Source organism: Ralstonia sp. 22086 (assembly GCF_052045975.1).
In the GTDB taxonomy this organism is placed as follows: Bacteria; Pseudomonadota; Gammaproteobacteria; order Burkholderiales; family Burkholderiaceae; genus Ralstonia; species Ralstonia wenshanensis.
This window is the reverse complement of the sequence record NZ_JBQEPZ010000001.1, coordinates 1,561,776-1,584,207: the sequence shown is the minus strand read 5'-3', so window position 1 is coordinate 1,584,207 and position 22,432 is coordinate 1,561,776. Positions and strand designations below refer to the sequence as shown.

Genomic DNA, 22,432 nt, shown 5'->3' with positions numbered 1-22,432 from the left:
TACGCAATGACCGTGCGCGTGCCGATGCGGCGTTGGTTTGCGCCCGTGCCGATGCTGGCGGGTGTGGCGCTGATCGCGCTCACGTGCTCGCTTGGCCGTTGGCAGCTTTCGCGTGCGCACGAGCGCATTGAGCGGCAGGCCCGTATCGTGGCGCTGGAAAATGCGCCCGCGCAGCGCATCACCGCTCAGCCTGTGACGGCAGATTCAGTGATGTACCGACCGGTGCTGCTGCGCGGAACGTTCGACGTGGCGCACACGGTGCTGTTGGAAAATCGCCCACACGTCACCAACGACGTATCGCGCCCCGGCTTCGAAGTGCTCATCCCGCTCAAGCTGGAAGGGGCGGGCGGGCGGGCAGTGTTGGTCAACCGGGGCTGGTTGCCGCGCGATCCGGCCGACCGCACGCGCATCGCGCCGTACACCACGCCAACGGGCGAAGTGCAGGTCGAAGGGATGGCGGTGCCACATGCCAGCCGCGTCTTCAGTCTGGGCCGTAAAGACGGCTCGGATGAAGTTGGCCAGCGACTTAGGCAGAATATCGACCTCGACGCTTTCTCGCGCGAAATCGGTGTGCCGCTCCAGCCGTTTGTGGTGCAGCAGCAATCCGACGCGCAGGACGGCCTGTTGCGCGATTGGCCGCGCGCAGACCTGGGCGCCGACCGCAATTACGGCTACGCATTCCAGTGGTTCGCAATGGCAGCGGCGGTACTTGGGTTAATGGTCTTCTACAGCGTGCGGCGTTATCGCCGCTTGGCGGGCACCTCTGAGCCCGCTTGAACACGAACTCGCGTTGCGGCTTAGTGCCGCAGCTGAATGTATTGGGAATCACATGGTGAATCAGGAATCCGCACCCGGCGCGCCCGGCACACTTGGCGCGTCCGAAGACCCGCGCATCGACGCGCGCACGCGTCGCGGCCGCTTGATGATGCTGTTCCTGCTGCTGGTGTGCGCCTCCCCGGTGATCGCCTCGTACCTTGCGTATTACGTATTCACTCCGGCGGGCGGCAAGGCCGCGTACGGCGCGCTGGTCGATCCGCAGCGGCCTATTCCTGCCGGTCTGATGGTGCAGGACGAGCACGGCGCTGAAGTGCCGCTCGCGAGCCTCAAGGGGAAATGGCTGATGGTATCGGTGGATCGCAGCGCCTGCGACGACAACTGCGCGCGCAAGCTTTTCACCATGCGCCAGTTGCGCATCGGCCAAGGCCCGGACCGCGACCGCATCGTCCCCGTCTGGCTGGTGACCGACCGCGGAGACATCGACCCGCGCCTGATCAAGGCCTACAACGACGATTACGGCGCGGTGCGCTTTCTGCGTGCGCCCGAACTGCCGAAGAACTGGCTTGGCGATGGCAAGACGCCGCCCACGGACCACCTCTTTCTGGTCGATCCGCTTGGCAACCTGATGATGCAGTTTCCGAAAGATCCGGACCCGAAGAAGGTGCGCGGCGACATGACGCGGCTCTTGAAATACTCGCGCATCGGATAAGCCATGCTGCTGCAACTTGCTTCCATCGGCATCCTGATCGCGCTGATCCCGCTGTGCTACGTGCTGGTCAAAGGGGATCGCAACAAGTACCGCAAGCTGGTGTGGATCACCGCTTTCCTAACGCTGGACCTCATCATGTTCGGCAGCTTCACGCGCCTGACCGATTCGGGGCTGGGCTGTCCGGATTGGCCGGGCTGCTACGGCACGTCCAACCCGTTCCATGCACGTGACGACATCCATGCCGCGCAGGCCGCCATGCCGAGCGGCCCGGTCACGTGGATGAAGGCGTGGATCGAGATGACGCATCGCTACTTCGCGCTTGCGTTGGGCGTTCTGATCATCACGCTGGTGGTGCTCGCGTGGGTCAAGCGCAAGGAACTGAAGCAATCTCCGTGGTATGCGACGGCCGTGCTGGCGTTGGTATGCGTGCAGGGCGCCTTTGGCGCCTGGACGGTCACGCTCAAGCTGCAGCCAGCCATCGTGGTGACGCACTTGCTGCTGGGCATGTCGCTGCTGGCCGCGCTGATCTGGCTCGGCTGCAAGAACGATGCACCCCGGGTGGTGGATGAGCGTGGCGCGTCGTTGCGCACGGCAGCGGCCATCGGGCTGGTGCTGCTCGTTGTGCAGATTGCGCTGGGCGGCTGGGTCAGCACGAACTACGCTGTGCTGGCCTGTACCGATTTTCCGCTGTGCAACGGCCAGTGGGTTCCGCCGATGGACTTTGCGCACGGCTTCACGTTCTGGCGCCAGCTCGGCAAGACTGCCGGCGGCGATTTCATCTCGCACGATGCGCTGGTCGCCATCCATTGGACGCACCGCGTGTTTGCAGTCGTCGTGCTGAGCTATCTGGCGTGGCTTGGCCTCCGCGCACGTCGCATTGGCGGCATTGGCCGTGTGGCAACGGTGCTGCTGGTCGTGCTGGCCGTGCAATTGGCGACCGGTCTCTCAAACATCGTGCTGGGGTGGCCGCTGCTGGCCGCCGTGGCGCACAACGGCGGCGCGGCCGTGCTGCTGTTGCTGATGGTGCGTCTGCATTACCTGATCGGGCTCGCGCAAGCGCGGGCGCCGGTGCCTGTGGCGGCTGCCGTCGTCTGAACGCTGTCTGACCGTTTTTTATGAATACCGTGGCAACCCCAACAACTTCCACTCAACTTCCTGGCTGGCGAACGACCGCATCGCAGTATGCGGCGCTCACCAAGCCGCGCGTCACGCAGCTTGCTGTGTTCTGCGCCGTGATCGGCATGTTCCTGGCCACGCCGGGCATGGTGCCGTGGCCGGTGCTGATCGGCGGCGCGGTCGGCATCTGGCTGTTTGCCGGCGCGGCCTTCGCCATCAACTGCCTGGTCGAACGCAAGATCGACGCGATGATGCGTCGCACGGCTTGGCGCCCGTCGGCCAGCGGTGAGTTGGGCACGCGGCAGATCCTGGTGTTCTCGGTGGTGCTCGGCGGTGCGGGCATGTGGACGCTGCACGTGTTCGCCAACGACCTGACGATGTGGCTGACTTTTGCCACCTTCATCGGCTACGCGATCATCTACACGCTGCTGCTCAAGCCGGCCACACCGCAGAACATCGTGATCGGCGGTCTCTCGGGGGCGATGCCGCCGGCGCTGGGCTGGGCGGCCGTCGCCAACAGCGTGCCGGCCGAGGCGTGGATCCTGGTACTGATCATCTTTACCTGGACGCCGCCGCACTTCTGGGCGCTCGCGCTGTACCGCCGCGCTGACTATGCCAAGTCGGGCCTGCCGATGCTGCCGATCACGCACGGCGAGAAATACACGCTGCTGCACATCCTGCTGTACACGCTCATCATGATCGCGGCGACCATCCTGCCGTTCGTCTACGGCATGAGCGGCTACATCTACCTGGCGACAGCCCTGGTGCTGGGCTTCGGCTTCCTCTCGTATGCGTGGCGCATGTACCGCAAGTATTCCGACGCGCTGGCGCAGAAGACTTTCCGCTACTCGATCATCTATCTGTCGATCCTGTTTGCCGCGCTGCTGGTCGACCACTACTTCAAGTTCGGCCCGGCGCTCACGCAAAGCGCGGCGCTGTGACGCACAGGGACGCCAGCAGGCATGTGCCGTTGGCGCTACGCTAGCCGGTCCGCTTCCAACACGATGACCATGCTCTCTTTCCGACACCTCCGCGCCGCGCTGTTCGCCATGCTGGCGGTTGCCGTGCTGGCGCTCACGGCATGCAGCGACAAGCCCGCCTTCAAGAATCTCGACATCACCGGATCCAAGAGCTTCGGCACCGATTTCTCGCTGACCGACCACACCGGCAAGCGCCGCACGCTCGAAGATTTCCGCGGCAAGGTCGTCGTCATGTTCTTCGGCTACACGCATTGCCCTGATGTCTGCCCGACCACGTTGGCTGAGTTGCGCGCCGTGATGGACACCCTCGGCAAAGACGCGGACCGCGTCCAGGTGCTGTTCGTCACCGTCGACCCCGAGCGCGATACGCAAGACCTGCTGGCCAAGTACGTGCCCGCGTTCGACCCGCGCTTCATCGGCCTGCGTCCGGCCAACGAGACCGAACTGAAGAAGGTCGCGTCCGACTTCAAGGTCTTCTACAGCAAGGTGCCGGGCAGTTCGCCTGACAACTACACCATGGATCACACGGCCGGCAGCTACATGTTTGATCCGAAAGGCAACCTGCGCCTGTTCATCAAGCACGGTCAGGGCCCCGAGCCGATCGCCCACGACATCAAGCAATTGCTGGCCGACTGATCTGCTGCCAGCCCCCAAAGAAAAAGCCCGCCAATTGGCGGGCTTTTTTATGGCGAGGCGGGCAGCTTAGGCGAAGGCCTGCAGGGCACCCTTCATCTTCTTCATCGCGGCCGATTCGATCTGGCGAATGCGTTCTGCCGACACACCAAACTCGTCAGCCAAGTCGTGCAGCGTCGAGCCGCCCGATCCGTCGTCGTTCACGTTCAGCCAGCGGGCTTCGATGATGCGGCGGCTCCGGTCGTCCAGCTTGGCGAGGGCGGCTTCGATGCCTTCGCTTTGCATGCGGTCGTTGCTCCGCGCTTCGATCACGCGGGTCGGCTCGTTGTGCGTGTCGGCCAGGTAGGCGATCGGGGCGAAGGACTCTTCGCCGTCGTCCATCTGGCCTTCAAGCGCGATGTCGCCGCCCGAGAGGCGCGTTTCCATCTCGCGCACTTCGGCGCCCTTGACGTTCAGTTCGGCGGCCACGGCGTCGATCTCATCCGACGTGAAGGTCGCTTGCGCATCCTGCTTGTGGCTGCGCAGGTTGAAGAACAGCTTGCGCTGGGCCTTGGTGGTAGCCACCTTCACCATGCGCCAGTTCTTCAGGATGTACTCGTGCATCTCGGCTTTGATCCAGTGCATCGCGTACGAGACGAGGCGCACACCCTGATCCGGATCGAAGCGCTTGACGGCCTTCATCAAGCCGATATTGCCTTCCTGGATCAAGTCGGCATGCGGCAGGCCGTAGCCGAGATAGCCGCGGGCGATCGACACCACCAGGCGCAGGTGCGAGAGCACCAGGCGGCGGGCGGCATCGAGATTGTCGTTGTCGCGGTATTCGCGGGCCAGGCGTTGTTCTTCTTCAGCCGACAGCATCGGCACACGATTGACGCTCTGGATGTAGGCGTCGATGTTGCCCAGGTTGCCGGGGAACGCCAGCGCCCATCCATTGCCGGCGTTGCCGGACGGCTGGGTGGCGATTGCGGAAACGGTATTCACGGGGATGACTGCGTTCACTCAGGACTCCTGTCGAAATCCAGTGGAGGTTTGGAGAGGCATCTTAGCACTCCAACCGGATGAGTGCTAATAGGACATTCTTGTCCGGTTAATAGTTCCCGTAAATCAGGGTGTCTTCATCAATAGTGTGATGTTTGCGCCGCAACAAAAGCGCGTCATACCCACTCATAGACCGAGGCGGGCGGCATCGGTTCTCGACTATGCCGCCGTGTTGCGGCCGCGTGACTTCGCCCAATAAAGTGCGCGATCGGCTTCGCGCAGGGCGGCGTCTGGGTCGCGTACTTCCGGGCCCGGGCAGGCGACGCCAATGCTCGTGGTGACGTGCAGCACCGTGCCATCAGGCAGGTGGATGGGCGGACGGATCGCTCCGACGATCTTCTGCGCCGTGTGCAGCGCATCATCCGGAGCGTCAATCGGGTCGAGCAGGATGATGAATTCGTCACCTGCGAGGCGGGCGACGGTGTCGGTGCGGCGCACGGCACGTTGCAGGCGGTGCGCGACCTCCACCAGCACAGCATCGCCGGCGGCGTGGCCGTAGGTGTCGTTGATGTGCTTGAAGTGATCCACGTCCAGATACAGCACGCCCAGCGGCGCGGGCAGACGCTGACGGCGTTCCAGCGCGGCGCGCAGGCGCTCGTAGAGTTCGTAGCGGTTTGGCAGGCCGGTGAGCGCATCAAAGCGCGCCATGCGCGACAGCTCCATCTCGCTGCGCTTGGCTTCGGTCACGTCCTGCACGAAGGCGTAGAGACCGCAGCGGCCGTCGCGGGCTTCACCGGCATCGGGCACGAGCTGGCCGCGAAAATGCCGGGTGCGGCTGCGCGGGCCGTTGGCGTGGGCCTTTTCGTACCATGGCGCGGTGATCTCGAATTGGACGGATTCTCCGCGCTGGGCGCGCACCAGATACGGTGCCAGCAAGGCGTACGTGCCCGGCGTGAACACCCGTTCCGGTGTCTGACCGCAGACCTCCTCGGGCGTGCGCTGCAGCCAGCGCGCATGCGTGACGTTGCAGAAGGTGAAGACACCGTCGGGGTCGATGTGCGACACCAGCAGCGGCGCGTTGTCGAGCACGAGCTTGAGCGCCCGTTCGCTGCGCCCCAGGGCCAGCTCGGCACTCGTGCGGGCCGTCAGATCCTGCAGTACCGAGAAATAGCCGCGCAGCGTGCCGCGATCATCGTAGTCGGGAAAGTAGTGGCCGCTCAGGTAGCGGGGCACGCCGGTGCGCATGGACTGGATCTCGAATTGCACCGGGTAACCGGCCAGCACCTCCGTCATATAGGGCAGCAGCGCGCGGTAATCCTCGGGGGTGTAGATCTCGCGCACGTGGCGGTCGAGCATCTCGTCTTCACTGCGGCCGAAGGCTTCGAGCAGCGTGCGGCTGGCAAAGCGCACGATGCCGTCCGAGTCGACGTAGCTGAGCTGCGCGGGCACGTTGTCGGCCACCAGGCGCAGTTGTTCGCGGCTGGCGCGCAGGGCGTCACGGCGGCGTTCCAGGCTTTCGTTGGCGGTGCGCAGTGCGCGCTCGGACGCGGCCAGCCGGTTGGCAAACGGCCGCACCGTCAAGCGGATGGCCAGCACGCTGCCGATCATCAGGCACAGCATGAAGGCCGCAAGCCGCTCGAACTGCACGCGCATCGGGGCATACAACTCAGCGCTGGCGATCTTGCTGATCAGTGCCAGACCCGTGTGGCCGATGGGCGTGTAGCTGAACGACGTCGGCATGCCATGGATGTCCTGCCACTGGCCGTAGCCGGCCTCGCCCGCCAGCGCCAGGCGTGATGGCAGCGGCCGGTGGTCGACCGTAAGCGGCGGCAGCTCGAACACATAGGCATCGAAGCGCTGCGGAAACGACATGGCGCGGCCGCGCCCATCAAAGCCCGACATCGCCAGCGTTTCCGTCATCCCCGTACCGCGTTGGCTGTTGTAGCGGCCTGTCATGTGGGCGAGCGGTTGCTCGGCGACCAGCCAGCCGATCTGCGTGCCGTCTGCCATGACCGGCGTTTCGGTACGCATGGCAAAACCGTGTACCCATTGCAGCGTGACACGCTCGGGCGCGAGGCCGGCGTGCAGCCGAATCGACAGCTCGGGTTCAAGCGTCTGCGTCCCCAGGCTGACGATGCCCTCGCCCGCGAGCGTGCGCAGTTGCAGGTACGAGTAGCCTTGCTCGCGATACGCCTGCAACGCACTCTCGCTGCGCAGGCGCGCTGCGTTGTCAGCCGGATGGCGCAGCACTTCCTGGATGTGCGTGGCGGCGGCCACCAGGCGGGGGCTTTCCGCACGCATGGCCAGCAGTCGGTCGAACTCTTCGGCGTAGCTGGACAGGGCTTGTGCCCGTGTGGTGCCGAAAGTCAGCGTGGCGCTGTCCACCTGGATGATGAACGCCGTGATGGTGGCCGCCAGACCTGCCAGCACCACACAGCCGCCGCTGATCCACACGATGGTGTCTTCCGGCGACAAGCGCAGGCGCAACAGGCCGGGGTACCGGGCTACCGCGGCGCACAGTGTGCCCGTGAGCACCAGCAGCGAGCAGACAGCAGCCGCGTCCGGGGCACGCCACCGCAGCCACGCCGGGTACAGATACTCAAGTGCCATGGCGCGGCCGAGGAGGTCGCCAGCGCAGAGCAGCATCGCGAAGCCCAGGAGGCCCCAGAACCACTGCGCGCGATGCGGTTTGCGCAAGGTGGGCACGAGGCTCAGTGCGGTTGCCGAGGCGGCCATCGCCAGCGCGTGGCTGGGGTGCATGCCGCCAATCCACCCGGTCACCCATTGGCGATCGAACCAGGCGTGCAGGCCAGGAAAATCCAGTCCGATCGGCCGGCCCGTGATCATCTCGGCCAGCCGCAGCGCGGACAGCAACGCGACCGCGCCGCTCAGCCCGCGTGCTGTCGGATCTGCCCAGCGGGCGTTTGGTCGCACCGCCCCAACGAGCAGCGCCCCCAAACCAGCGCCCAGCAGCGTCAGGTTGATCCCCGTGGCAAACACGATCAGCAGGCGGTCCGTGCCGAGCTTCACCGCCCATGGCCAATGCTGCAGCCAGCCGACCATCACGGTCAGCCCAATCAGGACGAGGAGAAAGCCGATGCCGCCGGCAATGGCGACAAGCGGCCGGCGAGGAACCATGCAGGTGACGCGTGAGCGGGGCGGTTTCAGGGCGGATGTCTTCTAACCGGAAGATCGGCGGAAAACCGCGCCGCTTGAGCGTTTCCACCCAAAAGGGTGGGCTGAATTGCCATGTCTGCAATGTTGAGTGATCGATGCGCAAATGAATGCGATGCACTCGACACATCGCGTCACCTCGCGTGCCGTCACGCAAGTTAGCTACACTGCCCGGACATCGCAGACACCGTTACAGGAGCCGTCATGACCATCGTCGTCAGCAAGGACACCGAAGGCCTTTTCCGCCACAAAGTCACCTTCCCTGAAGGCGTGACCTACACCGACGTGCCCAAGCCGGCGGGCGAAGGCAGTGCGCCCGATCCGCACGCCTACTTCGATGCGGCCTTGGCCAGTTGCAAGGCGCTGACCGTCTCGCTGTATGCGCGCCAGCGCAAGTACCCGCTCGACTCGATCGACGTGGCTGTCGAGCACGACGGCAGCCAGGAGCGTCAGGGCCGTTACAAGCTGCGTACCGTGCTGACCCTGCACGGCGATCTGAGCGACGAGCAACGCGCCGACCTGCTGCGCGTGGCCGGCAAATGCCCCGTTCACAAGCTGATGACCGAGGTGGAGATCAGCGTCGACACCGAACTCGCCGAGCGCGCTTGAGGAGCCTCCCACCATGACTTCCATTCAGCACATCATCGGCCCGCACGTGCGCGACCTGGGCGGTTTCTCGGTCAAGCGGGTGCTGCCATCGGCGGCGCGCCAGACGGTGGGGCCGTTCATCTTCTTCGATCACATGGGCCCCGTCGATTTCGCCCCCGGCGAAGGCATCGACGTGCGTCCGCACCCGCACATCGGGCTGGCCACCGTTACGTATCTGTTCGACGGCAGCATGGTCCACCGCGACAGCCTCGGCAGCGTGCAGACCATCACGCCTGGCGACGTGAACTGGATGACGGCCGGCAACGGCATCGTCCACTCCGAGCGTTCCTCGCCCGAGGGGCGCGAAAAAGGCGCGCGCGTGCATGGCATCCAAACCTGGGTGGCGCTGCCGAAGGATCAGGAAAAGGTGAACGCCAGCTTCGCCCACCATGCGGCCGACACGCTGCCCAAGCTCGAATGCCCGGGCGTGCAGGGCGTCGTCATCGCGGGGGATGCATTCGGGCTGACGTCGCCGGTGAAGGTGAGTTCGCGCACGTTGTATGTGGCGCTGGAGCTGGCGGCCGGTGCATCGCTGGTGATTCCGCCCGAGCATGCAGACCGTGGGCTGTATCTCGTCGACGGCGCTGTCACCATCGACGGCGAGACGCTCGACCCGCACCACCTTGCCGTGCTGGAACCCGGCGGTGACGTGACGCTTACCGCGCAGGCATCGTCACGCTTGATGCTGCTGGGCGGTGACCCGACCGACGGCCACCGCCACATCTACTGGAACTTCGTCGCCAGCGACAGGGCCGACATTGAAGACGCCAAGCAGCGGTGGGAGGCCGACGCCTTCGCCCACGTGCCGGGCGAGACGGAGCGGATTCCGCTGCCGTCCAAGTAAGACCAATCGATCAATCAGGCAGCCTGCGCTGGTCGTGCACAGCGCACGATCGCGCGGACCTGCTTGGCGATCGGCTCCGGCACCGGTTGCTTGCCGTCGAGCACCGCCTCAATCCACCGCGCTGTTGCCGCCACGTCCGTCCCCACAGGCAATTCAGGCGGCGTATCGCTTGATCCTTCCACCGCCTCAATCACGGTTTCGTGCGCCCCATCCTGCAGCCACTCCACCGCGCTGCCACGCCGCGCATCGGCCACCGCCTCGCCTTCGGTGCCGCGCGCGAGCAGCACATTGGCCGGATGGCGCAGGAAGTAATCGGTGAGCGTGTCGCGGTATTCGGGGTGCGTGTAGCTGACCAGCCGTAGCGCCTCGTGCGGCGCGTGCCCGCCGATGGGCTGCAGCATCTTCACCACCGTATGGGCCGAATTGCGTAGGCCGACGATCTCGCGCTTGTCCAGCAGCGACGTCAGCTCGGGCGAGAGCACGTCGATCGGCACAAACGCCAGGCGGTCGCTCTCCAACCGCTCGCGGGCGTCGTCCATGTGTTCGCAGACGGGCCAGCCGAGCGCTTCAAAGAGCGCCGCCGTGGTGATGCGGCCGTCGAAGCGGCGGATGCCGTGCACCAGCACCGGCACCCCTTCGCGCGCCAGCAGCTTGGCCAGCAGCGGCACGAGGTTCGGCTGGCGGCGGGCGCCGTTGTAGCTCGGGATAACGACCGGCAGCGCGTGCTCGGGCGTGTCCGGTGCCGGCAGCGGCCGGCAGTGCGCATGCGTGGCTTCCAGCATGCCATCGAGTTCTTCCGGGGTCTCGCCCTTGATGCGGTAGGCCATGAGGATGGCGCCGAGCTGCACGTCGGCGATGCGGCCTTCCAGCATGGCGGTGAAGAGCGCCCGGGCATCGTGCTTGACCAGTGCCCGCGCACCGTCTGCGCCGCGGCCGATTTCCTTGATGAAGCGGGCGGCGGGGAAGGGGCCGTTGGCGAGGGCGTCTTCAGTGGCGGTGTCGGGGAGGATGGGGGGAGCGGGCATTGTTCATGGCGCGGGTGATTGGCTTGGGGTTGATCATAGCGCTGTGGGTTGTGTGCTGGCGCCATGGGTCGGTGCTTTTTTGGGACTGGTGGTGCATCCCTTGTTTCATCCCCTGCCGGGGCCGACTCACTTTCTTTGTCTTGCCAAAGAAAGTAACCAAAGAAAGGCGCGCCCGAGATGGCGAAAGACTCCTTGAATTTTCGTAACCGGGCGGAGGCGGGGAAAACTCGCTGCGCTCAGACAGTTCCCCGCCTTTCTTCCGCCCGCTTACGAAAATTCAAGGCGCCATCAAGGGCAGGAACGTCAAAGGCCAAACACACGGCTTGCTGAGCTGAGCGCCGAAACTTGCGCCGAGTGCGGAGCGACAAACGGCGGAAACGACGGGTTCGGTGCGCAAGACGAAGTGCCGCCCAGGCAATAGATGGTTTGCTTTCCCCTTGCCCTAGATGGCGCCTTGAATTTCTGTTGCAGGGAGGAAAAAGAGGGGAGGCCTGTCTGAGCGCAGCGAGTTTGCCTCCCCTCCCTCCCTGCGACAGAAATTCAAGGGATGGGTCGCCATCTCGGGCGCGCCTTTCTTTGCTTACTTTCTTTGGCAAGACAAAGAAAGTGAGTCGGCCCCGGCAGGGGACGAAAGGGGGATGGGCCACCAACATCAAAACCAAAACCCAACAACAAACCTCAAGCCGCCTCCGCCACCGGATGCCTCTGCTTCCGATAAAGAAAATCCAACACCGCCGTCCGACAAGCGTGATAAGTCGGATCCTCCGCCAACGCCATCCGATCCCGCGGCCGCGGCAAATCCACCGTCAACACCTCACCAATCGTCGCAGCCGGCCCATTCGTCATCATCACGATGCGATCCGCCAGCAGCACCGCTTCATCCACATCGTGGGTGACCATCACCACCGTGCTGCCGGTAGCCGCAACGATCTTCAATAGCTCATCCTGCAGATGCGCCCGCGTGAGCGCATCCAGCGCGCCAAACGGCTCGTCCATCAGCAGCACCTTGGGCTCCATGGACAGCGCCCGCGCAATCCCCACGCGCTGCTTCATCCCGCCAGAGATCTCATGCGGATGCTTCTGCTCGGCATGCGACAAGCCGACCAGCGCCAGCGCCGCATGCGTGCGATCACGCAACTGCGCCTTAGTCTCGCTCTTGCCGAAGACGCGCTCGACGGCGAGATACACGTTGTCAAAGCACGTGAGCCACGGCAGCAGCGAGTGGTTCTGAAACACCACCGCGCGATCCGGCCCCGGCCCGGCAATCTCACGCTCCGCCAGGATGAGCCCACCCGTGGTCGGTCGTGTGAGCCCGGCAATGAGATTGAGCAACGTCGATTTGCCGCAGCCCGAGTGCCCGATCAGCGCGATGCACTCACCGCGCGCAACCGTCAGGTCGATGTCGCGCAGGGCGACGAACGGACCGCGCTTGGTCTTGAACGTCTGCCCGACGTTTTCAATGCGCAGGAATTTGTCTGTCATGGCGCTCCCCCAATGTCCTCAAACCGCGTCGTACGAGAAGCGCCGCGCAATGGCCAGCAGCGCGTGCTCCAGCAGCAAGCCCACCACCCCGATCACGAAGATTGCGATGACGATGTGCTCGACCTTCAAGTTGTTCCACTCATCCCACAGCCAGAAGCCGATGCCGACGCCGCCGGTGAGCATCTCCGCCGCCACGATCACCAGCCATGCGGTGCCGATGGACAACCGCACGCCCGTCAGCATGTACGGCAGCACCGCCGGAAACAGCACGCGCGTGAACACCTTCCACTCCGACAGGTTCAGCACGCGCGCCACGTTCAGGTAGTCCTGCGGCACGCGCGTCACACCCACGGCGGTGTTGATGACCATCGGCCAGATCGAGCAGATGAAGATCGCCCAGATGGCCGCCGGGTTGGCCGACTTGAACAGCAGCAGCCCGATCGGCAGCCACGCCAGCGGCGACACCGGCCGAAGCAGGCTGATGATGGGCGAGGCCATCGCATTCAAAAACGCAAAGCGCCCGATGAGGAAGCCCGCCGGAATGCCGATGACGGCCGCCATGCCGAAGCCCGCGCCCACGCGCGCCAGCGACGCCAGCACGTTCCAGCCCACGCCCTGATCATTCGGGCCATTGCGATAGAACGGATCGGCAAACAGCGCGACCGCCGCTTTCCACGTCACCGCCGGTGTCGGCAGTGCGGGGATGGCCGTGGCGATGCCCTGCCATGCCAGCACAAACAGAACAAAGCCCAGCACGGGCGGAAAGCCGCGCACCACGGCGGCGACAAACCAGTCGCGCGCAACAAACCGGCGACGTTCAGGGGCGGCATCGGACTGCACGCCGGACAACGTTTTGACGAGCGTGTTCATGTCGGACTCCATCGACGTGAGGAACCGCAATCAGAAATTCGGAAGTTCAGGAGGGCGGCGGCGTCAGGCTTTCAGCTTGAAGCCGTCGGCATAAGCGGCGGGGTTCTTCGCATCCCACACCACGCCGTCGATCAGCTTGGCCGTGCGCATGTCGCTCTTGGGCAGCGGCGTGCCGGTGGCGGTGGCCGCCTGCTTGTAGATGTCGATGCGGTTGATCTGCTTGGCCACGGCCAGGTAATCCGGATGCGCTTTCAGGAGGCCCCAGCGCTTGTGCTGCGTGAGGAACCACATGCCGTCCGACAGGTACGGGAAGTTGACTGCGCCGTCGTGATAGAAGCGCATCGGGTCCGGGTCGTCCCACGTCTTGCCCAGGCCATTCGAGTAGCGGCCCAGCATGCGGTCGAGAATGATGTCCATGTCGGTGTTGACGTAGGACTTGGCGGCGATGGTCTCGGCCGTCTTGCGGCGGTTCGACGCGGATGCATCGATGAACTTGCTCGCCTCCAGGACCGCAGCCGTGAGGGCACGTGCGGTGTTCGGATACTTCTGCACAAACTCCGCTGTGGTGCCGAGCACCTTCTCCGGGTGGTCTTTCCAGATGGCCTGTGTGGTCTCGGCGGTAAAGCCGATGTTGTCGGCAATCGCGCGCGCGCCCCACGGCTCGCCCACGCAGAAGCCATCCATGTTGCCCACGCGCATGTTGGCCACCATCTGCGGCGGCGGCACGGTGATCGCCTTCGCATCCTGCAGCGGATGGATGCCGTGCGCGGCCAGCCAGTAGTACAGCCACATCGCGTGCGTGCCGGTCGGGAAGGTCTGCGCGAAGACGTATTCGCGCTTCTCCTTGGTCATGACCGCACGCAGCGATGCGCCGTCCTTGACGCCTGCTGCCTTGAGCTTGTTCGACAGCGTGATCGCCTGGCCGTTGTTGTTGAGCGTCATCAGCACGGCCATGTCTTTCTTCGGGCCGCCAATGCCGAGTTGCACGCCGTAGATCAGGCCGTAGAGCACGTGCGCCGCATCCAGGTCGCCCGACGCCAGCTTGTCGCGCACGCCGGCCCAGGAGGCTTCTTTCGACGGCGTGATCTTGATGCCGTACTTCTTGTCGATGCCGAGCGTGGACGCCATGACCACCGAGGCGCAGTCCGTGAGCGGGATGAAGCCGACCTTCAGCTCCGTCTTCTCGGGCGCATCGGAGCCCGCGGCCCAGGCGCCGGCGCGCACCAGCGGATCGATCAATGCCACGGCACTGCCTCCTGCAATCGTCGCCGCGGCTTTCATGATGCTGCGGCGCTTCGGGTTGATCGGGTTGACGAGAGCGTCGGTCTTGTCTGGCGCGGCCATCCATGGCTCCAAAGAAAAGGCGTCCCGACGCGCGCCATCGCCCCATCGCCAAGGAAGGGTCGCAGAGCCGTGCGTCGGGACGCCGTTGTCCCTTGCCGATACCCACGTTGGCACCGGCTTCGCAGCGACACTTGCAAGGGGTATGCCAACGTTGAGCGACGGGTTTCGGCGATCCGGGTTCAGAGCGCCACGCGCCGAGCTTTTTTCTCGGTGTTCCGAGCTCGGAGCTCGGCGTGCGAGGCTTTTTGCTCGGCAGATGGAGTTCGGAGCTCGGCGCGTGAGGCTTTTAGCTCGGCGAATGAAGCTCGGAGCTCGGCGCGTGAGGCTTTTAGCTCGGCGGTTGAGGTTCGGAACTCGGCGTGTGAGGCTTTTAGCTCGGCGGTTGAGGTTCAGAACTCGACGTGCGAGGCTTTTCGCTCGGTGATTGAGGTTCAGAACTCGACGTGCAAGGCTTTTAGCTCGGTGATTGAGGTTCGGAACGCCGCGTGTGAGGTCCGGAACACCGCGCGCGACTGGTGCGTTTCCGGCGCCGGAGTTGTGCGGCGCACCAAAACTGGGCGGTGGCCCGGCCGCTCAACTGGCCATCACATCGATCACGCGTTGTGCGGCTTCCACCAGCTTGATGTTGCGGTCCATCGCCATCTTGCGCAGGCGTTTGAAGGCATCGTCTTCCGACAGGTTCATCTGCTTCATCAGCAGGCCCTTGGCGCGCTCCAGCACCTTGCGTTCGGCCAGTTGCGTCTTGGCGGTGTCCAGCTCTGCGCGCAACGCACTTTCGTGCTCGAAGCGAGCATAGGCCACGTCCAACACCGCCTTGACGCGCGTGGGCTTGATGCCGTCCACGATGTAGGCGGTGATCCCGGCGGCAAACGCCGTCTTGATGCGTGTGGCGTCGTCGTTGTCGGTGAACAGCACGATCGGGCGCGGCGCGTGCTGGGTGGCCACGCAGACGTGCTCGATGGTGTCCCGCGCCGCCGACTCGGACGCGACGATGACCATGTCGGGTTGTGTCTCGGCGATGCGCTCCGGTAGCGTCAGGTCGGCATCGGCCAGGCCCACGTCAACGAAGCCGGCCTCGGCCAGCCCTGCGCGGATCAGCTCCAGGTTGATCTGTTCGGCATCGAGCGGATCGCGCACCAGCAGCACGCGCATCGGCGCGGCCGGGTGCGGGGCGGCGGGCGGGGCAGATGGGGCGGGCGGTTTCGTTTGCATGGTGCAAAGTGGGGCAGTGTGCACGCCACTCATGCAAGAACCGCGCCGGGCCGGTGCGGGTGTATTCTCGCAAACTCGTCGGTCGCCGGGGGGCGGTGGCCGCAGTGTCCCCACCTGTTCCAATCCAGCTTAGCTTCAGGAGACCCGTATGACCGAGTTCGTCGTCACCCCGCCCGCCGTCAACGGAATTCCCGTCCGTGGTGGGCAGGGCCAGTTTCCGGTGCGCCGTGTGTACTGCGTCGGCCGCAACTACGCCGCCCACGCCCGCGAGATGGGTTCCGACCCCGACCGCGAGCCGCCATTCTTCTTCTGCAAGCCGGCCGACGCCGTGCGCTACATCCCCGACGGCGAGACCGGACAGTTCGTCTACCCGACTGAAACCAAGGATTGCCACTACGAGATCGAACTCGTGGTCGCCATCGGCACGGGCGGCCGCGATATCTCCGTGGAAACCGCTGCCAACCATATCTACGGTTACGCCGTCGGCCTGGACATGACGCGCCGCGATTTGCAGAACGCCGCCAAGAAGGGCGGCCGCCCGTGGGAAACCGGCAAGGCGTTCGACGGCTCCGCACCCATTGGCCCGATCGTGCCGGCAAAGGATGTCGCCCACGCAGATAAGGGCGCCGTCACGCTGTCGGTCAACGGGCGGGAACACCAGCGCGGTGATTTGTCCGACCTGATCTGGTCGGTGCCGGAAACCATTGCGTATCTGTCGCGCCTGTTCGAACTGCGCCCCGGCGACCTGATCTACACCGGCACGCCGGAAGGCGTCGGCCCGGTGGTCGTCGGCGACCTGATGGTCGGCAAGATCGACGGCGTGGGTGAGCTGCACGTGAAGGTCATTTGATAGACCCGACAGAAGAGTCAGAAGCCATGTCGATCAAGCTGTACAACTATTTCCGCAGTTCGGCGTCGTTCCGCGTGCGCATCGCACTGGAGGTCAAGGGCCTGTCGTACGACTACGCGCCGGTGCACCTGCTCAAGGGCGAGCAGATGGCGCCCGACTTCGTCAAGCTGAACCCCGATGCGCTGGTGCCCGTGCTGTGCGACGGCAACGACGTGCTGAACCAGTCCTTGGCGATCGTCGAATACCTGGAAGAGACGCACCCCGAGCCCACGCTGCTTCCGGGCTCACCGAGCAACCGCGCGCACATTCGCGCGATTGCATTGGCGATTGCGTGCGAGATCCACCCGCTCAACAATCCGCGCGTGCTCAAGTATCTGAAGAACACGTTCAACGTGGAAGAAGAGGCGCGCAACGACTGGTATCGCTACTGGGTGAAGCTGGGGTTTGCGGCGTTGGAGAAGCGGCTGTCACAGTCGCCGCCGACGGGCGCTTACTGTGTTGGCGACACGCCGACGCTGGCCGACGTGTGCCTGGTCCCGCAGGTGTTCAACGGCAAGCGATTTGATGTGGCGGTGGAGGATTACCCGACGCTCGCGCGCATCTTTGAGCACTGCATGGCGCAGGAGGCGTTTCAGAGGGCTGCGCCTGGGGTGCAGCCGGATGCGGCTTCCGCGTAATCTGCAGCGTTACTGCGCAAAACAAAAACGCCCTGATCAAATCAGGGCGTTTTTACGTTGAAGCGTTGTGCGCGAGGATGGTCAACCCAACAGCGCATCCGCAAATTCGCGCGCAGAAAACGGCTGCAGATCCTCGACCTGTTCACCCACGCCGATGAAGTACACCGGCACCGGCCGCTGCCGTGCGATGGCGGCCAGGATGCCGCCCTTGGCAGTGCCATCCAGCTTGGTGACGATCAGGCCCGTGAGGCCCAGCGCTTCGTCAAAGGCTTTGACTTGCGCGAGGGCGTTCTGCCCCGTGTTGCCGTCGATCACCAGCAGCGTTTCATGCGGCGCTGTGGCCATCGCCTTGGCGGTCACGCGGCGCACTTTCTTGAGCTCTTCCATCAGGTGCAGCTGCGTCGGCAGGCGGCCGGCGGTATCGGCCATGACGATGTCGATGCCGCGTGCGCGTGCGGAGTTCACTGCATCGAAGATCACCGCAGCCGGGTCGCCCGATTCCTGAGCCACCACTGTGACGTTGTTGCGCTGTCCCCAGACCACGAGTTGCTCTCGCGCGGCGGCGCGGAACGTGTCGCCCGCGGCCAGCAGCACCGACTGGCCGTAGGTCTGGAAGTGCTTGCACAGCTTGCCGATGCTGGTCGTCTTGCCGGCGCCGTTGACGCCCGCGATCATGATGACCATCGGCTGTTCGCGGCCAAGCACCATGGTTTTTTCCAGGGGGTGCAGCAGCTCCACCAGCAGGTCGCGCAGGGCGGTTTTCACGCCTTCGGCGGTTTCAATGCGCTGGGCCTTGATGCGGCGGCGCAGTTCCCCCAGCAGGTATTCGGTGGCGTCGACACCGGCATCGGCCATCAGCAGCGCGGTCTCCAGCTCTTCGAAGAGCGCTTCGTCGACCTTCACGCCGACGAACAGCGTGGTCAGACCCTTGCTCGTCTTCGACAGGCCGGAGCGCAGGCGCGACATCCAGCCCTTGCGGGCCTGTTCGATGACGGCGGGCGTGGGCACGGTTTCGACGTCGTCGGCTTGCACGTCGAGCACAGGCTGCTCGGCAGGTGCGTCAGGCATGGCCACGTGGGCCGGCGCGGCGACAGGTGCGGCTATTGGCGCAGGTGCAGGTGCAGCGACGGGCTGAGGTGCTGCAACCGGTGCGGGTACGGGAGCGACGGCAGGGATGGCAGCCGGGGCAGGCGCCTGCGCGGCTTCGGGCGCCGCGGCGGGCGTGGGTTCGGCGGCCGGTTGGGGCTCTGCCTTGCGCTTCTTCCAGAAACTAAACATCGTAAAAGGCAGTCTATTTCGCCGTTAGAATCAAGCGTCGAATTTTATCAGACAGCCCATATGCGCTCTTCCATGCGAATCGTTTCAAACCGGGCCCGGTTGCGAGCCTGGCAATTGGCCGCGACGGCCCTGGCGGCGGGCCTGCTGGCCGGCCATGTTGGCGCGCAGGAGTTGGCAGCCGCACCAGGGCGCCCGGTTGCCACCGCCAGCGTTGCCAAGGTGGGCGCCAGCCAGTCCGACACGCACGAATACAAGCTGCCGAACGGCCTGCAATTGATCGTCAAGGAAGACCACCGCGCCCCCACCGTGGCGCACATGGTCTGGTATCACGCCGGCAGCATCGACGAGCACAACGGCACCACAGGCGTCGCCCACATGCTCGAGCACATGATGTTCAAGGGCACCAAGGCTGTTGGCCCCGGCGAGTTCTCCCGCCGCGTGGCGGCCATGGGCGGCCGCGAAAACGCCATGACCACGCGCGATTTCACGATGTACTTCCAGCAGATCGAGAAGTCGCATCTTGGCGACGTGATGGCCCTAGAGGCGGACCGCATGGCCAATCTCCAGCTGACCGACAAGGAGTTCAAGCCGGAGATGAACGTGGTGAAGGAGGAGCGCCGCATGCGCATCGACGACTCCGCCCGTTCCACCGTCTACGAGCAGATGCTCGCCACGCTGTTCAACGCCGCGCCGTACCGCAACCCGACCATCGGCTGGCCGGGCGATCTCGACACGATGACGGTGCAGGACGCGCAGAACTGGTACCACGCCTGGTACACGCCCAACAACGTCACCGTCATCGTTGCGGGCGATGTGAAACCCGACGAAGTCTTCCGCCTGGCGCAGCGCACCTACGGCAAGCTTAAGCCGCATGCATTGCCGCGCCGCTATGCGCAGGAGGAGCCCAAGCAGATTGGCGTGAAGCGTATCTGGGTGAAGGCGCCGGCCGAGAACCCGTACGTTGTGCTGGCGTACAAGGTGCCGCGCCTGAGCGATGTGGAAAAGGACGTTGACCCGTACGCGCTGGAAGTCCTGTCGGCCGTGCTCGATGGCTATGACAACGCGCGCCTGTCGAGCCAACTCGTCAAGGGCGAAAAGCGCATTGCCGACGATGTCAACGCCGGCTACGACGGCCTGAACCGCGGTCCGTCGATCTTCCTGATGGACGGCACGCCTGCCGACGGCCACACCACCGCCGAGATCGAACAGGCGCTGCGCGCGCAGATCGAGCGCATCGCCAAGGAAGGCGTGACGGACGCCGAACTGAAGCGCGTGAAGGCACAAGTTGTGGCCGCGCAGATCTACAAGCGCGACTCGGTGTTCGGGCAGGGCATGGAGATCGGCATGAACGAGATGAGCGGCCTGTCGTGGCGGTCCATCGATCGCCAGCTTGAAAAGATCAAGGCCGTGACGTCGGCGCAGATCCAGCATGTGGCGCAGACGTACTTCAGCGAAGACAACCTCGTCGTCGCCACGCTGCTGCCACAACCGATCGATCCCAACAAACCGGCGCGCAAGCCTGTTCCGGGCATGCGCGAAGAAGGAGGGCTGCGTTGATGCGCGCCATGTCTCTGACCCTCAAGACGGCGCTGGTCGCCATTGTTGCAGCGGCGGCCCAGAGTGCCCTGGCCGCGCTGCCCATTGAACACTGGACGGCGCCGACCGGCGCGCGCGTGTTCTTCGTGCCGAGCCCGTCGATCCCGATGCTCGACATCAATCTCGACGTGGACGCGGGTTCGCGCTATGAGCCGGCTGCGAAGGTGGGCCTCGCCTCGCTCACGGCCGGCATGCTCGACAAGGGCGTGGCCGCGCAGGGCAATGCACCCGCGCGCGATGAAGCGGCGATTGCCGATGCGTTTGCCGACGTGGGCGCGAGCTTTGGCGGCGGTGCCGGTGGTGACCGCACGAGCCTGCGCCTGCGCACGCTGTCCGACCCCGTCGAACGCGGCCCGGCCATCGCGCTGATGACACAGATTGTCTCGGCGCCGACTTTCCCCGACTCGGTGCTCGCGCGGGACAAGCAGCGCTTGGTGGCCGCCATCCGCGAATCGCTGACCAAGCCGTCGGTGCTGGCCGAGCGCGCGTTCGGCAAGGCCATCTACGGCACGCATCCGTACGGGCAGACCGCTTCGCCGGAAACGGTGGAGAGCATCACGCGCGACGACATCGTGCGCTACTACCATGCCAACTACACGGCCAAGCGCGCGGTCGTGACGCTGATCGGAGCGATCAGCCGCCAGGAAGCCGAGGCCATCGCCGAGCAGATCACGCGCGGCTTGCCCGCTGACGGCGCCACGCCGCCGGCGCTGCCCGACGTGAAGATGCCGCTGGCGAAGGCGGAGACGATCCGCATTCCGCATCCGGCGCAGCAGGCGACCATCATCCTCGGCCAACCGGGCATTGCGCGTGGCGACAAGGATTACTTCCCGCTGCTGGTTGGGAACTATGTGCTGGGCGGCGGCGGTTTCAGCGCACGGTTGACCAACGAAGTTCGCGAGAAGCGCGGCCTGACGTACAGCATCGGCAGCTATTTCGCACCGGCTGCGCAGCCCGGGCCGTTCGAGCTGGAGCTGCAGACGCGCAAGGACCAGACGGAAGAAGCGCTGGGCGTGGTGCGTGACACCGTTGCAAAGTTCGTCGCCGACGGCCCAACCGACGCGGAACTGAAGGCCGCCAAGGACAACCTCGTCAACGGTTTCCCGCTGCGCCTGGACAGCAACCGCAAGTTGCTGGACAACGTGGCCAACATCGGCTGGTACAACCTGCCGCTCGACTACCTGGATACGTGGACGCAGCGCATCGCGGCGGTCACGCGTGATCAGGTGCGCACGGCATTCCAGCGTGCGCTGCAACCGCAGACCATGGCGACGATCGTGGTGGGCGGTCCGGATAAGGCCGCCACGAACTGACGCATGGCGGCTGTATCGGAAAAAACCGGCGGCATCCCCCGCCGGTTTTTGTTTGCGCTCGTTTTATGAGGCAACAGCCCCTAAAATCGCGCCCATGGCACCTCGTACCCCCAGCTCCAAAGGCCCCAAGGCCAAGACCGCCACGTCGCATGCGCGCGCACCGCAGCAGGTTCGCATCATCGGCGGGCAATACAAGCGCACGCCGCTCCCCGTCGTCAACGCCGAGGGCCTGCGCCCGACCAGCGACCGCGTCCGCGAGACCGTCTTCAACTGGCTCGGCCAGGACCTGACCGGCTGGCGCTGCGCCGATCTCTTTGCCGGCACCGGTGCCCTTGGCTTTGAGGCGGCTTCGCGCGGCGCCGCGCACGTGACACTCGTCGAAAACCACGCCCCGGCCGTGCGCGCGTTGCAGGCCATACGTGACAAGCTTGGCGCGAGCATGGTCGACATTGTTTCGGGCGACGCCTTTGCTTGGCTCGCCCGCCAGCCCGATGCCGCGCTCGATGCGGTGTTCATCGATCCGCCGTTTGCGCAGGATTGGGCACTGCGTGCGTTGGAGGCCGCGACGCGGGTGGTCAAGCCAGGAGGCGTGATCTACGTTGAAGCGGCGCAGTCGTTGGTGGATGGGAGTACTGATTCACATGGCGACCCGCCGGCCGCTAGTGTCGCGCTGCCGGCCGATCTGGTGCTCCATAAACACCTGCGCGCCGGTGCGGTGCATGCACATTTGCTGCTCCGCAAAAACGGTTAAACTACGCCGCTCGCAACCGATGCATGAGCATCGGGCGGCACCTGCAAGGCGGGTACGCCCGGTGTATGTCGGTGGCACAGGCGGCAGGCTCGGGATCTGCCGCGCTCGATAACGCAACGGTGTCCGAACGCAGTACCGGCGCGGCCATGTCCCACGCCGACGCTTGCGGATGCTC

The 22,432-nt window shown here is 65.0% G+C and carries 20 protein-coding genes; 12 read left to right on the top strand and 8 right to left on the bottom strand.

The features are described 5' to 3' along the window. The first annotated feature begins 6 nt into the window (after positions 1 to 6). The 5 genes from ACTJK6_RS07420 (at position 7) to ACTJK6_RS07400 (ending at position 4,218) form a co-directional block, all read left to right on the top strand. Positions 7 to 777 (top strand): SURF1 family protein, encoded by a 771-nt coding sequence (locus ACTJK6_RS07420; RefSeq protein WP_440838629.1) that lies wholly within the window; start codon positions 7 to 9, stop codon positions 775 to 777. A gap of 52 nt (positions 778 to 829) precedes the next feature. Continuing rightward, positions 830 to 1,486: an SCO family protein gene (locus ACTJK6_RS07415; protein WP_260803985.1), complete on the top strand. Its 657-nt coding sequence runs from the start codon at positions 830 to 832 to the stop codon at positions 1,484 to 1,486. Positions 1,487 to 1,489: 3 nt separating this feature from the next. After that, positions 1,490 to 2,581 (top strand): COX15/CtaA family protein, encoded by a 1,092-nt coding sequence (locus ACTJK6_RS07410; protein ID WP_232041855.1) that lies wholly within the window; start codon positions 1,490 to 1,492, stop codon positions 2,579 to 2,581. A gap of 20 nt (positions 2,582 to 2,601) precedes the next feature. Further along, positions 2,602 to 3,543 carry a heme o synthase gene (gene cyoE, locus ACTJK6_RS07405; RefSeq protein WP_027678338.1) on the top strand — a complete coding sequence of 314 codons (942 nt, stop codon included), beginning with the start codon at positions 2,602 to 2,604 and terminating at the stop codon, positions 3,541 to 3,543. Between the two features lie 69 nt (positions 3,544 to 3,612). Continuing rightward, complete coding sequence (locus ACTJK6_RS07400) at positions 3,613 to 4,218, top strand: SCO family protein (RefSeq protein WP_232041856.1); 606 nt, start codon at positions 3,613 to 3,615, stop codon at positions 4,216 to 4,218. 66 nt (positions 4,219 to 4,284) lie between these two features. Here ACTJK6_RS07400 and rpoH read toward each other — a convergent pair whose 3' ends face one another. Next, positions 4,285 to 5,178: an RNA polymerase sigma factor RpoH gene (gene rpoH, locus ACTJK6_RS07395; protein WP_373407674.1), complete on the bottom strand. Its 894-nt coding sequence runs from the start codon at positions 5,176 to 5,178 to the stop codon at positions 4,285 to 4,287. Between the two features lie 234 nt (positions 5,179 to 5,412). Then, complete coding sequence (locus ACTJK6_RS07390; RefSeq protein WP_440838628.1) at positions 5,413 to 8,331, bottom strand: diguanylate cyclase domain-containing protein; 2,919 nt, start codon at positions 8,329 to 8,331, stop codon at positions 5,413 to 5,415. A 240-nt stretch (positions 8,332 to 8,571) separates the two neighbouring features. Between ACTJK6_RS07390 and ACTJK6_RS07385 the strand changes: the two genes are divergently transcribed. Together ACTJK6_RS07385 and ACTJK6_RS07380 are read left to right on the top strand one after the other, a co-directional pair. After that, positions 8,572 to 8,976 carry an OsmC family protein gene (locus tag ACTJK6_RS07385; protein ID WP_232041859.1) on the top strand — a complete coding sequence of 135 codons (405 nt, stop codon included), beginning with the start codon at positions 8,572 to 8,574 and terminating at the stop codon, positions 8,974 to 8,976. 13 nt (positions 8,977 to 8,989) lie between these two features. Continuing rightward, a complete protein-coding gene (locus ACTJK6_RS07380) occupies positions 8,990 to 9,859 on the top strand; it encodes a pirin family protein (protein WP_440838627.1) in 870 nt (289 codons plus the stop codon). A gap of 14 nt (positions 9,860 to 9,873) precedes the next feature. Here the strand turns inward: ACTJK6_RS07380 and ybiB are convergent, their stop codons facing one another. The 5 genes from ybiB to ACTJK6_RS07355 all read right to left on the bottom strand — a co-directional run bounded on the left by ybiB (position 9,874) and on the right by ACTJK6_RS07355 (position 15,792). Next, entirely contained in the window at positions 9,874 to 10,884 is a 1,011-nt protein-coding gene (ybiB, locus tag ACTJK6_RS07375) for a DNA-binding protein YbiB (RefSeq protein ID WP_440838626.1), read from the bottom strand. A gap of 678 nt (positions 10,885 to 11,562) precedes the next feature. Next, entirely contained in the window at positions 11,563 to 12,366 is an 804-nt protein-coding gene (locus ACTJK6_RS07370) for an ABC transporter ATP-binding protein (RefSeq protein WP_260803980.1), read from the bottom strand. 18 nt (positions 12,367 to 12,384) lie between these two features. After that, complete coding sequence (ntrB, locus tag ACTJK6_RS07365) at positions 12,385 to 13,236, bottom strand: nitrate ABC transporter permease (protein ID WP_260803979.1); 852 nt, start codon at positions 13,234 to 13,236, stop codon at positions 12,385 to 12,387. Positions 13,237 to 13,299: 63 nt separating this feature from the next. Beyond that, on the bottom strand, positions 13,300 to 14,580 hold the full coding sequence (locus ACTJK6_RS07360; protein WP_260803978.1) for a CmpA/NrtA family ABC transporter substrate-binding protein: 1,281 nt from the start codon (positions 14,578 to 14,580) through the stop codon (positions 13,300 to 13,302). 573 nt (positions 14,581 to 15,153) lie between these two features. Next, on the bottom strand, positions 15,154 to 15,792 hold the full coding sequence (locus ACTJK6_RS07355; protein WP_232041865.1) for an ANTAR domain-containing response regulator: 639 nt from the start codon (positions 15,790 to 15,792) through the stop codon (positions 15,154 to 15,156). A gap of 148 nt (positions 15,793 to 15,940) precedes the next feature. On the opposite strand from ACTJK6_RS07355, the gene ACTJK6_RS07350 reads away from it, so the two are divergent. Then, complete coding sequence (locus ACTJK6_RS07350) at positions 15,941 to 16,642, top strand: fumarylacetoacetate hydrolase family protein (RefSeq protein ID WP_260803977.1); 702 nt, start codon at positions 15,941 to 15,943, stop codon at positions 16,640 to 16,642. Between the two features lie 26 nt (positions 16,643 to 16,668). Next, complete coding sequence (gene maiA, locus ACTJK6_RS07345; protein ID WP_440838625.1) at positions 16,669 to 17,319, top strand: maleylacetoacetate isomerase; 651 nt, start codon at positions 16,669 to 16,671, stop codon at positions 17,317 to 17,319. 81 nt (positions 17,320 to 17,400) lie between these two features. On the opposite strand, the gene ftsY is transcribed toward maiA, so the two are convergent. Next, complete coding sequence (gene ftsY / locus ACTJK6_RS07340) at positions 17,401 to 18,597, bottom strand: signal recognition particle-docking protein FtsY (protein ID WP_440838624.1); 1,197 nt, start codon at positions 18,595 to 18,597, stop codon at positions 17,401 to 17,403. 60 nt (positions 18,598 to 18,657) lie between these two features. On the opposite strand from ftsY, the gene ACTJK6_RS07335 reads away from it, so the two are divergent. From ACTJK6_RS07335 to rsmD, 3 genes are all read left to right on the top strand, one after another. Continuing rightward, positions 18,658 to 20,154 (top strand): M16 family metallopeptidase, encoded by a 1,497-nt coding sequence (locus ACTJK6_RS07335; protein ID WP_232041872.1) that lies wholly within the window; start codon positions 18,658 to 18,660, stop codon positions 20,152 to 20,154. After that, positions 20,154 to 21,506, top strand: a complete 1,353-nt coding sequence (locus ACTJK6_RS07330; protein WP_440838623.1) for a M16 family metallopeptidase — start codon at positions 20,154 to 20,156, stop codon at positions 21,504 to 21,506. The genes ACTJK6_RS07335 and ACTJK6_RS07330 overlap by 1 nt, the downstream gene beginning before the upstream one ends. Positions 21,507 to 21,600: 94 nt before the next feature. Beyond that, positions 21,601 to 22,257: a 16S rRNA (guanine(966)-N(2))-methyltransferase RsmD gene (gene rsmD, locus ACTJK6_RS07325; RefSeq protein WP_440838622.1), complete on the top strand. Its 657-nt coding sequence runs from the start codon at positions 21,601 to 21,603 to the stop codon at positions 22,255 to 22,257. Positions 22,258 to 22,432: the final 175 nt, after the last annotated feature.